The organism is Bradyrhizobium sp. NC92 (assembly GCF_025200865.1).
In the GTDB taxonomy this organism is placed as follows: domain Bacteria; phylum Pseudomonadota; class Alphaproteobacteria; order Rhizobiales; family Xanthobacteraceae; genus Bradyrhizobium.
The window spans coordinates 366,406-378,934 of sequence record NZ_CP104171.1 but is presented as its reverse complement, the minus strand read 5'-3'; the positions used below and the strand labels follow the sequence as shown (position 1 = coordinate 378,934).

Sequence of the window (12,529 nt, the reverse complement as noted above, 5' to 3'; positions counted from 1 at the left end):
ACGGAACCCGCGGTATGAGGGGCACATGTGGACGGAATTGAAAGCGCCTTCGCTCGCCGAGATGGAAGCGATGACTCACGACGTGTTCGAGCGCCTGCCGGCGGACTTTCGCAAACTCTGCGAGGGCGTGATCGTCCGCGTCGAGGACTTCCCGACCGGGGAGGTCCTGGACGAGATGGAATGCGAGAGCGAGTTCGACCTGCTCGGCCTGTTCCAGGGCGTCGGCCTGCCCCAGCAGAGCTTTGGCGACGTGGCGCGGCTGCCCAACATGGTCTGGCTCTACCGCCGCCCGATCCTGGACTATTGGGCCGAGCACGACGAAAGCCTCGGCCACATCGTCCGCCACGTCCTGATCCACGAGATCGGCCACCATTTTGGTCTGTCGGACGACGATATGGCGGCCATTGAGGCCAAGGCGGGGTAACACCGTTGCCACGCGCGAAGTGCGCTCCCTCTCCCGCTTGCGGGAGAGGGCTGGGGAGAGGGTGTCTCCGCAGTGGGACTCCCCTAGAGGAGAGAGCCCCCACCCGCCGCGCTTCGCGCGTCGACCTCCCCCGCAAGCGGGAGAGGTAAAGTCCCGATGCCGCACCATTGAGCCTCAAACCCCTAAGGCAGACGAGCCCTGCCGATTTCGGCCTAGGATTCCCGGTCCGATCGCGATAAATAGCCGGTTCCCTGAACCACGTGCGGGAAAGCGCAACCATGGACAAGTTCACCACGCTGGAAGGCGTCGCGGCGCCGCTGAAGATCATCAATGTCGACACCGACATGATCATTCCGAAGCAGTACCTCAAGACAATCAAGCGCACCGGCCTTGGCAAGGGACTCTTCTCCGAGCAGCGCTACAAGGATGACGGCAGCGAGAACCCGGACTTCGTGCTCAACCAGCCGGCCTATCGCAATGCGAAGGTGCTGGTCGCCGGCGACAATTTCGGCTGCGGCTCGAGCCGCGAGCATGCGCCCTGGGCGCTGCTCGACTTCGGCATCCGCTGCGTGATCTCGACCTCGTTCGGCGACATCTTCTACAACAATTGCTTCAAGAACGGCATTCTGCCGATCCGCGTGTCTCAGGAAGACCTCGACAAGCTGTTCGACGACGCCGAGCGCGGCGCCAATGCGACGCTGACGATCGACCTGCCGAACCAGGAGATCCGCGGCCCCGACGGTGGCAAGGTCAAGTTCGAGATCGATCCGTTCCGCAAGCACTGCCTGATCAACGGCCTCGACGACATCGGCCTCACCATGGAGAAGAAGGCCTCGATCGACTCCTATGAGGACAAGCTCAAGCGCGAGCGCGCCTGGGCCTGATTGCAGACTATGGTTCGAGCCCCGGTGCTGTCTGCGCCGGGGCTTTTTGTTTGCTCCGATTGTCCCGTATAGATTTGCCCATGCTGCCCGAGATCGTCACCTTCTGGCACGGCCCGATGGATGCGCTACGCCAGACCTGTCTGCGCTCGCAATTGGCTGCCGGGCACAAGGTCACGGTCTACAGCTTCGATCCCATTCCCGGCCTCCCCGCCGGCGCTGCGAATGCCGAGGCCGAGGCGATCCTGCCGCACGCGTTCTCCGAACGCTTGCGCCCGCCGCAGCCGGATGGCAGCTGGCGCGACTGGACCATTCTGCAGTTCAGCGACTTCTTCCGCATGAAGCTGATGGCGAAGGGCCTCGGCCTCTGGCTCGACGCCGACGTGCTGCTCCTGAAGCCGGTCGAGATCGATCCGGCAAAGCCCTACTTCGCCTGGGAGCGGCCGCGCCAGCTCGGCAATTCCGTGCTCTACCTGCCGCCCGCGCACGGCATCGTCGCCGCCTTCGAGGAGCTGATGGAGCAGGAGGAGCTGACGCCGAACTGGCTGTCGCTGCGCCATCGCATCACCTTCATGATGCGTCGCCTGCGCGGCGGCTCGAACCGGCTCTCGGATATTCGCGTCGCGATCTACGGGCCCGCGGCACTCACAGCGCTGGCGCGGCGTACCGGTGAATTGCAGAACGCATTGCCGAAGCAGTCGTTCTACGCCGTGCATGCCGAGCCAAGACTGTTCTTCGATCCCTCGAGCTATCTCGGTCTCGTCACCGACCCCAGCATCATCGGCCTCCACATCTCGCCGAAGGGCCGCGGCGGCGAGAAGCCGATTCCCGGTAGCCTGTATGCGTGGGCGGCGGAGCGATTCGCTTAGCGCTCTCCGTGTCCCGGACGCGGTGCAGCGTGCAACGCTGCTCCGCAGAGCCGGGACCCAGCAAGCGGCGCGATGGGCCCCGGCTCAGCGGCGCACCACTACGTGCTGCGCCGCGTCCGGGGCACGAGACCGGATTAATGCCCCATCCTGTTTGATCCAGCGCAACGCGCTTCTGCATCATTGTGCTTATCTCGCTCCAATTCCGCTCGTCCGAATGGAGCTTGCCATGAGCACCGCAACCAGGCCCTATCCCATCGTCCAGGATCTCATCGAGTCCTTCGCGAACTGGCTGAAGCACCGCCGCGAGATCAACGAGATGCGGCAGCTCGACCGCGCCGATTTCGACCGGATCGCCAATGATCTCAGGATCGCGCCCGACGATCTGGAGGAGCTGGTCCGTCACGGCCGCCACGCCGCCGACGAATTGCCGAAGATGCTCGAGCAGCTCGGCATCAGCACTGAGGCGCTCGGCCGCGCGCAGCCGCTGCTGCTCCGCGACCTCGAACGGGTCTGCTCGCTCTGCAATCAAAAGGGACAGTGCGACCGCGATCTCGCTGAGGGCACCGCCGCGGAGAATTACTACGGCTATTGCGCCAACGCCTCGACGCTGGAGACGCTCGAGCGCGCCGAACACGCGCCGCGGTGAGGCGTTGCGTTACTCGATCCACTTCGGCGCGTAAGCCATCCCTTCGCTTTGCGCGGTATCGTGATTGATCCAGATTTCGGCGTTCTCGAGGCGTAGCAGCTCGACCACCTTGGCCATCGACGCAACCGTCGCCTGCGGGTGGGCATTGAACGACGGTACACGCATGCGCCGGAGGTTCTCTCGGTTATGCGCGACGTCGCCGCTCAGCAGCACGGCGCCGCGCCGCGGCAGCTTCAGCATCAGCGAGCAATGCCCAAGCGTATGGCCGGGCGTGAAGATCATGCGCACTGCGCCGTCGCCGAAGATGTCGTGATCACCATCGACGATCTCGTAAGGCCGCTCCTTCAACATCCTGTAGTGCTGAAGCGAGTAGCCGAATTCGTCAGGCTCAGGCCCGAACATGGCCTCGAATTCGGCCCGCTGAGCGATCCATCTTGCATTTTCGAACAGATCGACATTCCCGATATGATCGAAATGCGCGTGGGAAAGGAGGATCGTGCGGATATCGCGGGGCCGCACCCCGATTTCATCCAATTGGTCCGCGATGGGACGACGCACGATGCCGCGTATGCCATGCGCGATGATGCGCCCTTCCGGATGCTTCGCCAGCTCATCCTCAATGCCCGTATCCCAGATCAGCCACTCACCACGGTGACCGATGAGATAGGCATTGCAGCTCAACGTCATGGGAACGCCTACGTTGATGCCGGGAGAATAGATCGAACCGTCTTCGACCTCCGCAATGCCTCCGTCGAGGATGTAGATCCTGTCGATTGTCGCCATTTGAGAACTCTTCAAGCCGCCGATTCGACGCGCCGCTTCGCCTCGCGCATGTCGCGCCCAGGCGGCATGCCGAAAAGCCGGCAATATTCCCGCGTGAACTGCGTGACGCTTTCGTAGCCGACCCGATGCGAGGCGGTCGCGATGCTTGCGCCATCGGCCAGCATGGTGCGGCGCGCCTCGATCAGACGAAGCTGCTTCTGAAACTGAAGCGGGGTCAGCGACGTGACGCTGCGAAAGTGCAGGTGAAATGCCGACTGGCTCATCCCCGCAGCCTTGGCGAGCCGGTCGACACGCAAAGGCTTGGCATAGTCGGCGCGGATGATCGCAACCGCACGGCCGATCCGCTGCGCATGGCTGTCGGCAATACCGAGCGCCCTGATGGCGCCACCGTGCCGACCGGCCAACAGCCAATAATGCAGCTCCCGCAGCATTTGGCTCTGGAGGATTGAGGCGGACGCGGGCCGATCGATCAGGCGCAACAGCCGCAGCGCCGCGTCGCTCACATCCCGCTCCGTCGGCTCGACCCGCAGCGGCAGCGACGGGACATAAGGCGCCGCTCCCATCTCGACGACCAGCCCCTCAATGACAATGGGATCGAGCTCGACGACGAGCGACAAATAGGGCACCGCGTCTGTGGCGTGCGTAATCTGGCTGACCGTCGGCACGTCGCTCGCGATCACCAGTGAATCGCCCGCACCCAGGTCGAAGGACGTGGCGCCGACCGCAACACGCTTGGCGCCTTGCAGCACCAAGGCGACCAGAGGCTTGGAGATCGCAAATTGGAGCGCGCTCGGCGCGGTCTCACGAATGATCGAGATGCCGGCGAAAGGCGTGGACGCAAGGCCCTTGTCGTCGGCGCGAGCTGCGGCGTAGCGGCTGGCGATCTGGAGCAGCGTTTCGGTCACGCGCCTAATCTAGGCCGAGCCAGGCACGCGGGCAATTGCCGGCGGGCGATCAGGCAAGAAGACGGGAGTTCTGGGCAAGTCGGCCGCCGGCCACATTTTGGAGGGTTGGGCAAGACGATCAGAGGATCCGGCAACATCCGACGCTCGATCACAGGCAGAAGGGCCCCGCCGAAACTCCACGAGGAACCTGCAATGCCCACCATTTCTCTCGTCACCGGCGCCAGCCGGGGCCTTGGCCGCAATACCGCAATCGCCATCGCGCGTCACGGCGGCGACGTCATCGTGACCTATCGCAGCGGCGCCGCCGCCGCTCGCGAGGTCGTCACCGAGATCGAGGCGCTCGGCCGAAAAGCGGTCGCGCTCCAGCTCGACGTCACCTCCGTATCGACCTTTCCGGCGTTCGCTGCAAAAGTCGGGTCGGCACTGGCGGAGCACTGGCACACCGAGAGGTTCGATCATCTCGTCAACAATGCAGGCCAGGGCGAAATGGCCGCCATGACCGAGACGACGGAGCAGCAGTTCGACGCGCTCTTCGACACGCATGTCAAAGGGCCGTTCTTCCTGACGCAGGCCTTGCTGCCGCTGCTTGGCGACAATGGCCGGATCATCAACTTCTCGAGCGGGCTGACGCGCGTGTCTTTCCCCGGCTTCTCGGCCTATGCCGCCGCCAAGGGCGCCATCGAGGTTCTGACCGTCTACATGGCAAGAGAATTCGGCGAACGCGGCATCACCGCCAACGTCGTTGCGCCGGGCGCAATCGAGACCGACTTCCTCGGCGGCGCGGTCCGCGACATGCCGGATTTGAACAAGCAGTTCGCGCAAATGACCGCGCTTGGCCGCGTCGGGCTGCCCGACGACATCGGGCCGATGGTCGCGAGCCTGCTCGGTCCGGAGAACCGCTGGGTCACAGCACAGCGGATCGAGGTGTCCGGCGGACAGACGATCTGATCGAAGCGGCACTTGCGCACTTCGTCGCGAGGCGATGGAGTGCGCGAGCCCTCAGCCCTTCCGCATCACCGCGATCGCATCCGCGAACTTGCCACCGCTATCGTCACCGAGAAAGACCCGACCATCTGCCGGACCGCTGATGCCAGCGTACGGCAGAGCTTTCACCTTGTGCGCATCGCCGGGTGGCAACGGGCGTAAATAGTATGACTGTTTGCGCGGCGAGGATGCGGGAAAGCTCACCGCAATTATCCGTGCTTGATCTCGACTATTAGCTCTGTTTGGATCGTTACCGTTCCGCAATTCGCATTTCGGATAATCATGGCGAATGAAACAGATGATTCCCGTCGTTCATTGGGTGCTCGTTCAACAGAGGACACCGTGACTGCCCACCGCAAGGGCATCGGGAATCGGCTGTTGGCGGCGCTCCCGCCGGCGGATCTCGCTTTGCTGACACCCCACTTCCAGAAGGTCTCGTTCGAACCCGATGCCGTCCTGGTGCGATCGGGCGACGAGCTCGACCCGGTCTATTTCCCCCATAGCGGCGCGATCGCCTTCATGCTCGACATGCCGGACGGGCAAACGGTCGCGACCACCTTGATGGGACGGGAAGGCGCTTTGGCCTCGTTCTCGGTGCTCGGCCCGTCGCCTTCATCCGTGACCGCGATTGCCCGCACAGCCGGCACTGCATCGGTGATTTCCGCCGCCAAATTTCGCGCGGCCCATGCGCAAAGCGCAGCGATCAGGCATGTCGTGCAGGTCCACGCCCGCGCCGTGTTATTGCAGCTCCAGCACGTCGCCGCTTGCAACGCGCTGCATCGGGTGGATGGCCGCATGGCGCGGTGGCTCCTGCAGCTTCACGACCGCGTTCCCGAGGACCTGCTTCCGGTGACGCAGGAGGCGCTGGCGCAACTGGTTGGGGTACGGCGGACGACAGTGACTTTGACGATGAGCAAGCTACGCGAGGCCGGCGCCATCCCGTCCGACCGGCGCGGGTTTGTCGAAATCCATCGGGCGCGGCTCGAGAGGGTCGCATGCGATTGCTATGCGCTCATGCAGCGCACCATCGATCGGATGTATTGCCAGGAATTGGCGGCGCCGCAGCCTGCCGATACGCCGTTCCGGCAAAGCGCCATCGCCGCCTCCCACGGAGCAGGCGGTGAATTCAAAGCCGTTTCACGGGCAGGACGATAGAGAGCAAAACCTGCTTGGCGCGCGGAAAAGCAAATCTCGCGCCTCAGCCCTTCCCCATCGCCGCGATCGCGTCCGCAATCGCGATCGTGCGCCGGGCCATGTCGGCGTGCAGGCGCTCCACCATCGCGCCGTCGAGACGGATCGCGCCGCGCGAGGCGTTCTCCGGCAGTTCGAACGCCGCGATGATTTTTCGCGCGCGGGCGACTTCCTCCTCCGGCGGAGTGAAGATCGCGTTGCAGGCGTCGATCTGGGAGGGATGGATCAGGGTCTTGCCGTCGAAGCCGAGGTCGCGGCCTTGCGCGCATTCGGTGGCGAAACCGTCGGAATTGGCGATGTCGCTGTAGGGGCCGTCGAGGATCTCGAGGCCGTGGGCGCGCGTCGCCAGGATGCAATGGGTGATCATCGGGATCATCGCGGCGCGGCCCGGCAGCATCCTGATCCGCGTCTCGCGCGAGATGTCGTTCGGGCCGAACACGAAGCCCGAGAGGCGGCTCGATGGATCGCGTCCGGCGGCGGCCAGTTCCTCGGCATGCAGCACGGCGCGCGCGGTCTCGATCATGGCCCAGACCTTGACGGTCGGCGCGGCGCCGAGCTCGGCCAGCTTGCGGCCGATCACCTCGAGATCTTCGACGCTCGAGACTTTTGGAACCAGGATGCCGTCCGGCGAAGCCTTGGCGGCCATGGCGACGTCATCTGCCCACCAGGGCGAGTCGAGGCCGTTGGTCCGGATCAGGATCTCGCGCCTGGCAAAGCCCTTGGCGGCGATCGCCGCCGCAATGCCGTCGCGCGCCGCCGCCTTGGCCTCAGGGGCGACGGAATCCTCGAGGTCGAGGATCAGGCCGTCGGCGGGGAGATTGCGCGCCTTTTCCAGCGCACGCGGGTTGGAGCCGGGCATGAACAGATGGCTGCGGCGCGGGCGGGTCATGCTGGCGTTCCTTCCTGGTCTGTCGTCCGACCCCCAGGCGATAGCACTTGGCCTGCCCATTCGAAAGGCTTGTCGGCTCTGGCGGTATGTGATTAGGCATGGGCCATGACGACATTCCCGAAGCAATTGCTGGAAGGCTACAAGGCCTTCGCCACCCAGCGGCTGCCGACCGAGCAGAACCGCTACCGCGAACTCTCGGTCAAAGGGCAGTCGCCTGAGACCATGGTGATCGGCTGCTGCGACTCCCGGGTCTCCCCCGAGGTGATCTTCGACGCGGGGCCGGGCGAGCTCTTCGTCGTCCGCAACATTGCCAATCTGGTGCCGACTTATCAGCCCGACGAAAGCGCGCACGGCGTCTCGGCAGCGCTGGAGTTTGCGGTGACGGTGCTGAAGGTGAAGCACATCGTGGTGCTCGGCCACGCGCAATGCGGCGGCATCCGCGCCTTCGTCGACAAGATCGAGCCGCTGACGCCCGGCGACTTCATCGGCAAATGGATGCAGATGTTCATCAAGCCGGGCGAGGTGGTCGAGCAGCGCGAGCACGAGACCATGGCGCAATTCGTCGAGCGCATCGAGAAGGCCGCCGTGTTCCGCAGCCTGGAAAACCTGATGACCTTCCCGTTCGTGCGCAAGGCCGTGGAGAGCGGCCAGATGCAGACCCACGGCGCCTATTTCGGCGTGGCGGAGGGATCGCTGTTCGTGCTGGACAAGGCGGCCAAGGAATTCAGGAACGCGCGCGCGGCATAGCCGCTCGCCGGTGGGCAGAGCGGCTTGGCCGCAAGGCGCACGCTTGCCCTCCTTGCGAAATGGCGCATATCGGGGACCTGCAAATCGTGCGTGATGAATGGCGGACAGGCGCCTGGTTCGCTAGAGTGCTCTCCATTCGCCACTCGCCGTTTGCTGTTTCATGCTGATCCTTGCCATCGATACTGCGCTCGAAGCCTGCGCGGCCGCCGTTCTCGATACCGACGCCGGCGAGCTCCTCGCCCGGGAATCGCAGCTCATGAAGCGTGGCCATGCCGAGGCGCTGATGCCGATGATCGCGCGCGTGATGCAGAGGGCCAGCCTCGCCTTCACCTCGCTCGACCGCATCGCCGTCACCGTCGGGCCCGGCAGCTTCACCGGCCTGCGCGTCGGCATCTCGGCGGCGCGGGGCCTTGCGCTGGCGGCGAAACGGCCGGCGGTCGGGCTGACGACGCTGTCGGCCTATGCCGCTGGTGTCGTCGGCCAGAGCGGAACGGCGCCGGTGATCTCCGCGATCGATGCGCGGCACGATCACGTCTATTTCCAGATCGTCGCCGGCGACGGCAGCCAGCTGGTGCGGCCCTGTGTCGCCGCGATCGACGCGGCGATCGCGGCCTCGCAATTCGGCGCGCCGCATCTGGTCGGCAATGCCGCCGGGATTCTCGCCGATCGTTGGCCGAAGGATGGACCGCAACCCGTTGCGGTCGACGCGCAGCCCGCGCCCGACATCAGCTGGATCGCCTGGCTCGGCGCGGCGGCCAATCCCGACACCAATCCGGCGCGGCCGTTCTATCTGAAAGCGCCCGACGCCAAGCCGGCGGCACAGACGCCGCGCGCAGCACAAGCCGCGACCTCATGATGGGATGGCTGTCGGAGTGGTGGCGCGGCGGCACGGCCGCCGTCGAGCCCGCGACCATGCGCGATGCCGCGCGGCTCGCGCAGCTGCACGGCGCCGCCTTCGCGCATGGCTGGGGCGAAGGCGAGTTCGAGAGCATGATGAGCGAGCGCAACACGCTGGTGCATCGCTTGCGTCTCGGCCGCAAGACGGTCGGCTTTGCGGTGTCGCGGATCGGCGCGGACGAGGCGGAAATCCTCTCGGTCGCGGTGGACGGGGCTTATCGCGGCCGCGGCCTCTCCCGTACGCTGCTGATGACCCATCTCGGCCACCTCGCCGGGCGCGGCGTGCGCACGATATTTCTGGAAGTGGAGGAAAATAACCAGCCGGCGCGGCGGCTTTACGATCGAGCTGGATTCGTGGTGGTCGGGCGCCGCGATCGCTACTATAAGCAGCCCAACGGGGAACAATTGAACGCCCTTCTGATGCGACGCGACTTGGCGTAACATCGGTGGCAGAAAGCGCCCGCCAGGCAGACAACGCTATGACCACACTGAAACATTCTCCTGCATCCAAGGCGTCCGATATCGAGGCGCGCTGCGCCGCCACGGGCATGCGCATGACCGAGCAGCGCCGCGTCATCGCCCGCGTGCTGGCCGAAGCGATCGATCATCCCGACGTCGAGGAACTGTACCGGCGCTGCGTTGCGGTCGACGACAAGATCTCGATCTCGACGGTCTACCGCACCGTGAAACTGTTCGAGGACGCCGGCATCATCGAGCGCCACGATTTCCGCGAAGGCCGCGCGCGCTACGAGCAGATGCGCGACAGCCATCACGACCACCTCATCAATCTGCGCGACGGCAAGGTGATCGAGTTCACCTCCGAAGAGATCGAGAAGCTCCAGGCCGAGATCGCCCGCAAGCTCGGCTATCGGCTGGTCGATCACCGGCTCGAGCTCTATTGCGTCCCGCTCGATGACGACAAGCCGACGTCTTGATTGGCATGACCTTGTCGGAAAACCGCTTCACACTATTCCGGGTCATGCCTTAGTGCCCATCGATCTCATTATCTTCGATTGCGACGGCGTGCTCGTGGACAGCGAGGTGATCTCCTGTCGCGCGCACGCTGACGTGCTGACCCGGCACGGCTATCCGATCACATCGGAGCAGGTGTTCGCGCGCTTCCTTGGCCGCTCGACCAAACAGGCCAATCTCGAGATCGAAACCGAGCTCGGCCGCAAGCTGCCCGAGGCCTATCACGGTGATCTCCAGGACGAGCTTTTTCGTTCGTTCGAAGCCGACCTGGAAGCGATCCGCGGCATCCATGATGTGCTGGATGTCGTCAGCCAGCGCGTCTGCGTCGCCTCCAGCGGCTCGCATCCGCGCATGCAGGTGAGTCTCGGAAGCACGGGGCTTTATGAGCGTCTCGCGCCAAATATCTTCTCGGCCTCGCAGGTCAAGAACGGCAAGCCAGCACCTGACCTGTTCCTGTTCGCGGCGAGCCAAATGGGCGTCCCGCCCGAGCGCTGCGTCGTGATCGAGGACAGCCTGGCCGGCATCGCCGGCGCGCGGGCGGCCGGTATGAAAGTGTTCGGCTTTTACGGGGGCAGCCATTGCGGGAGCGGCCATGCCGAGACCCTGCGCCAAGCCGGCGCCGACTTAACTTTTGCCGACATGCATCAGTTGCCGGACCTGGTTCGGCGGGTCGAGGCGGACGCTCTGGCGGGTTGATTGTTGTCCCGGACCGTCATTCCGGGGCACGCGCGACGCGCGTGAACCCGGAATCTCGCAGTAAAACCTCTGGATTCCGGGTTCGCGCTGGCGCGCGCCCCGGAATGACGGGCCGAAAGAGGCCGCATTCGCTGGATTTTCGGCCCTCCAGCCTATATCTGAGGGCCGTCCTCCACCTCCATTTCGGGTTCCATGACGCCGCCGCGCAAGCTGCACATCAAATCATATGGCTGCCAGATGAACGTCTACGATGCCCAGCGCATGGTGGACACGCTGGCCCCGGAAGGATTCGTGGAGACGGCGAGCGCAGAGGATGCCGATCTCGTCATCCTCAACACCTGCCATATCCGCGAGAAGGCCTCGGAGAAGGTCTATTCCGAGCTCGGCCGCCTGCGCGTCGCCAAGGACGAGGCCGCGCGTGCGGGCCGCGCGATGAAAATCGCGGTTGCCGGCTGCGTGGCGCAGGCCGAGGGCGAGGAGATCGTGCGCCGCGCGCCTGTCGTCGACGTCGTGGTGGGTCCGCAGAGCTATCATCATCTGCCGGAGCTGTTGAAGCGCGCCGAGGGCGAAGGCCGCGCGATCGAGACCGAGTTTCCCGCCGCCGACAAGTTCGGCTTCCTGGCCCAGCCGAAGCCCGACGCGATCCGCGCGCGCGGCATTTCCGCCTTCGTCACGGTGCAGGAAGGTTGCGACAAGTTCTGCACCTTCTGCGTCGTGCCCTATACGCGCGGCGCCGAAGTCTCGCGCCCGGTGGCGAAGATCGTCGACGACGTGAAGCGGCTCGCCGACAACGGCGTGCGCGAGCTCACGCTGATCGGGCAGAACGTCAACGCCTATCACGGCGAGGGGCCGGACGGAAAAACCTGGCCGCTCGGCCGGCTGCTCGCACATCTGGCGGCGATTCCCGGCATCGCGCGGCTGCGTTACTCGACCAGCCATCCCCGCGACGTCGACGACAGCCTGATTGCAGCCCACCGCGACCTCGGCGCCTTGATGCCGTTCGTGCACCTGCCGGTGCAGTCGGGCTCGGACCGCATTTTGGCGGCCATGAACCGCAAACATACCGCCGATGATTACCGGCGGGTCATCGACCGTTTTCGGTCCGCGCGCCAAGACATTGCTTTTTCATCGGATTTCATCGTCGGCTTCCCCGGGGAGAACGAGCAAGATTTTCTCGCCACCCTCGCGCTTGTCACGCAAATCGGCTACGCTGCGGCTTATTCGTTCAAATACTCCGCCCGGCCGGGAACGCCGGCCGCGGACATGCAGGAGACGGTGTCCCCCGCCGAGATGGACCAGCGATTGGAGCGGCTCCAGGAACTGATCGACAGCCAGCAATCGGCCTTCAACAAGGCCGCGATTGGCTCAACGGTCGACGTGCTGTTCGAGCGTCCGGCGCGCAAGGACGGCCAGATCGTCGGCCGCACCGCCTACCTGCAGCCCGCCCATGTGATGGCCCCGCCCGACATCATCGGACAGATCCTGCCCGTCAGGATCGACAGCCTCGAGCGCTACAGTTTTCTCGGCGAGCTCGTGACGCCGCGCAAGGCGCGCGAGCCCGCTTTATCGCAAGCCAGTGGAGCCTGAACCCTTGCCCAAAAGCGCATCGGATTCGTCTTCGTTCGCTCCCAGCCGCAAATTTGAC

Annotated in this window: 16 protein-coding genes; 12 read left to right on the top strand and 4 right to left on the bottom strand. The window is 64.9% G+C overall.

Annotation, left to right across the window (positions count from 1 at the left end; translation table 11 throughout):
* Positions 1 to 25 precede the first annotated feature (25 nt).
* The 4 genes from N2602_RS01800 (at position 26) to N2602_RS01785 (ending at position 2,820) form a co-directional block, all read left to right on the top strand.
* The gene (locus N2602_RS01800; protein WP_260381570.1) at positions 26 to 424 is read left to right on the top strand and encodes a metallopeptidase family protein; all 399 of its coding nucleotides are present in this window, start codon (positions 26 to 28) and stop codon (positions 422 to 424) included.
* A gap of 278 nt (positions 425 to 702) precedes the next feature.
* Positions 703 to 1,308 carry a 3-isopropylmalate dehydratase small subunit gene (leuD, locus tag N2602_RS01795; RefSeq protein ID WP_027573022.1) on the top strand — a complete coding sequence of 202 codons (606 nt, stop codon included), beginning with the start codon at positions 703 to 705 and terminating at the stop codon, positions 1,306 to 1,308.
* A gap of 80 nt (positions 1,309 to 1,388) precedes the next feature.
* Complete coding sequence (locus N2602_RS01790) at positions 1,389 to 2,174, top strand: hypothetical protein (RefSeq protein WP_260381569.1); 786 nt, start codon at positions 1,389 to 1,391, stop codon at positions 2,172 to 2,174.
* A 226-nt stretch (positions 2,175 to 2,400) separates the two neighbouring features.
* Complete coding sequence (locus N2602_RS01785) at positions 2,401 to 2,820, top strand: DUF6455 family protein (protein WP_260381568.1); 420 nt, start codon at positions 2,401 to 2,403, stop codon at positions 2,818 to 2,820.
* Between the two features lie 9 nt (positions 2,821 to 2,829).
* Here the strand turns inward: N2602_RS01785 and N2602_RS01780 are convergent, their stop codons facing one another.
* Both N2602_RS01780 and N2602_RS01775 read right to left on the bottom strand, forming a co-directional pair.
* The gene (locus N2602_RS01780) at positions 2,830 to 3,603 is read right to left on the bottom strand and encodes an N-acyl homoserine lactonase family protein (protein WP_260381567.1); all 774 of its coding nucleotides are present in this window, start codon (positions 3,601 to 3,603) and stop codon (positions 2,830 to 2,832) included.
* Between the two features lie 11 nt (positions 3,604 to 3,614).
* Complete coding sequence (locus tag N2602_RS01775; protein ID WP_260381566.1) at positions 3,615 to 4,508, bottom strand: AraC family transcriptional regulator; 894 nt, start codon at positions 4,506 to 4,508, stop codon at positions 3,615 to 3,617.
* A 192-nt stretch (positions 4,509 to 4,700) separates the two neighbouring features.
* On the opposite strand from N2602_RS01775, the gene N2602_RS01770 reads away from it, so the two are divergent.
* Positions 4,701 to 5,456, top strand: a complete 756-nt coding sequence (locus N2602_RS01770; protein WP_260381565.1) for an SDR family NAD(P)-dependent oxidoreductase — start codon at positions 4,701 to 4,703, stop codon at positions 5,454 to 5,456.
* Between the two features lie 51 nt (positions 5,457 to 5,507).
* On the opposite strand, the gene N2602_RS01765 is transcribed toward N2602_RS01770, so the two are convergent.
* Positions 5,508 to 5,696 (bottom strand): hypothetical protein, encoded by a 189-nt coding sequence (locus N2602_RS01765; protein ID WP_260381564.1) that lies wholly within the window; start codon positions 5,694 to 5,696, stop codon positions 5,508 to 5,510.
* Between the two features lie 78 nt (positions 5,697 to 5,774).
* On the opposite strand from N2602_RS01765, the gene N2602_RS01760 reads away from it, so the two are divergent.
* Positions 5,775 to 6,647 (top strand): Crp/Fnr family transcriptional regulator, encoded by an 873-nt coding sequence (locus N2602_RS01760; RefSeq protein WP_260381563.1) that lies wholly within the window; start codon positions 5,775 to 5,777, stop codon positions 6,645 to 6,647.
* 43 nt (positions 6,648 to 6,690) lie between these two features.
* Here the strand turns inward: N2602_RS01760 and N2602_RS01755 are convergent, their stop codons facing one another.
* Positions 6,691 to 7,572 (bottom strand): CoA ester lyase, encoded by an 882-nt coding sequence (locus N2602_RS01755; RefSeq protein WP_260381562.1) that lies wholly within the window; start codon positions 7,570 to 7,572, stop codon positions 6,691 to 6,693.
* A gap of 105 nt (positions 7,573 to 7,677) precedes the next feature.
* On the opposite strand from N2602_RS01755, the gene N2602_RS01750 reads away from it, so the two are divergent.
* The 6 genes from N2602_RS01750 (at position 7,678) to miaB (ending at position 12,471) form a co-directional block, all read left to right on the top strand.
* The gene (locus N2602_RS01750) at positions 7,678 to 8,319 is read left to right on the top strand and encodes a carbonic anhydrase (RefSeq protein WP_172789371.1); all 642 of its coding nucleotides are present in this window, start codon (positions 7,678 to 7,680) and stop codon (positions 8,317 to 8,319) included.
* Between the two features lie 160 nt (positions 8,320 to 8,479).
* Positions 8,480 to 9,175, top strand: coding sequence for a tRNA (adenosine(37)-N6)-threonylcarbamoyltransferase complex dimerization subunit type 1 TsaB (gene tsaB, locus N2602_RS01745; protein WP_172789370.1), 696 nt, complete (start codon positions 8,480 to 8,482; stop codon positions 9,173 to 9,175).
* Entirely contained in the window at positions 9,172 to 9,657 is a 486-nt protein-coding gene (gene rimI / locus N2602_RS01740) for a ribosomal protein S18-alanine N-acetyltransferase (RefSeq protein WP_172789369.1), read from the top strand. Before tsaB ends, rimI begins: the two co-directional genes overlap by 4 nt.
* A gap of 38 nt (positions 9,658 to 9,695) precedes the next feature.
* Positions 9,696 to 10,151, top strand: a complete 456-nt coding sequence (locus N2602_RS01735; RefSeq protein ID WP_172789368.1) for a Fur family transcriptional regulator — start codon at positions 9,696 to 9,698, stop codon at positions 10,149 to 10,151.
* 52 nt (positions 10,152 to 10,203) lie between these two features.
* Positions 10,204 to 10,884 carry an HAD family hydrolase gene (locus N2602_RS01730; RefSeq protein ID WP_260383819.1) on the top strand — a complete coding sequence of 227 codons (681 nt, stop codon included), beginning with the start codon at positions 10,204 to 10,206 and terminating at the stop codon, positions 10,882 to 10,884.
* Between the two features lie 192 nt (positions 10,885 to 11,076).
* On the top strand, positions 11,077 to 12,471 hold the full coding sequence (gene miaB, locus N2602_RS01725; protein ID WP_260381561.1) for a tRNA (N6-isopentenyl adenosine(37)-C2)-methylthiotransferase MiaB: 1,395 nt from the start codon (positions 11,077 to 11,079) through the stop codon (positions 12,469 to 12,471).
* Positions 12,472 to 12,529 lie beyond the last annotated feature (58 nt).

Bases quoted from the DNA above. Each gene is read 5' to 3' on its own strand.
- miaB (WP_260381561.1), top strand. From the start codon at position 11,077: ATGACGCCGCCGCGCAAGCTGCACATCAAATCATATGGCTGCCAGATG.
- rimI (WP_172789369.1), top strand. From the start codon at position 9,172: ATGATGGGATGGCTGTCGGAGTGGTGGCGCGGCGGCACGGCCGCCGTC.
- N2602_RS01760 (WP_260381563.1), top strand. From the start codon at position 5,775: ATGGCGAATGAAACAGATGATTCCCGTCGTTCATTGGGTGCTCGTTCA.
- N2602_RS01785 (WP_260381568.1), top strand. From the start codon at position 2,401: ATGAGCACCGCAACCAGGCCCTATCCCATCGTCCAGGATCTCATCGAG.
- N2602_RS01750 (WP_172789371.1), top strand. From the start codon at position 7,678: ATGACGACATTCCCGAAGCAATTGCTGGAAGGCTACAAGGCCTTCGCC.
- N2602_RS01790 (WP_260381569.1), top strand. From the start codon at position 1,389: ATGCTGCCCGAGATCGTCACCTTCTGGCACGGCCCGATGGATGCGCTA.
- N2602_RS01800 (WP_260381570.1), top strand. From the start codon at position 26: ATGTGGACGGAATTGAAAGCGCCTTCGCTCGCCGAGATGGAAGCGATG.
- N2602_RS01770 (WP_260381565.1), top strand. From the start codon at position 4,701: ATGCCCACCATTTCTCTCGTCACCGGCGCCAGCCGGGGCCTTGGCCGC.
- leuD (WP_027573022.1), top strand. From the start codon at position 703: ATGGACAAGTTCACCACGCTGGAAGGCGTCGCGGCGCCGCTGAAGATC.
- N2602_RS01735 (WP_172789368.1), top strand. From the start codon at position 9,696: ATGACCACACTGAAACATTCTCCTGCATCCAAGGCGTCCGATATCGAG.
- N2602_RS01755 (WP_260381562.1), bottom strand. From the start codon at position 7,572: ATGACCCGCCCGCGCCGCAGCCATCTGTTCATGCCCGGCTCCAACCCG.
- tsaB (WP_172789370.1), top strand. From the start codon at position 8,480: ATGCTGATCCTTGCCATCGATACTGCGCTCGAAGCCTGCGCGGCCGCC.
- N2602_RS01780 (WP_260381567.1), bottom strand. From the start codon at position 3,603: ATGGCGACAATCGACAGGATCTACATCCTCGACGGAGGCATTGCGGAG.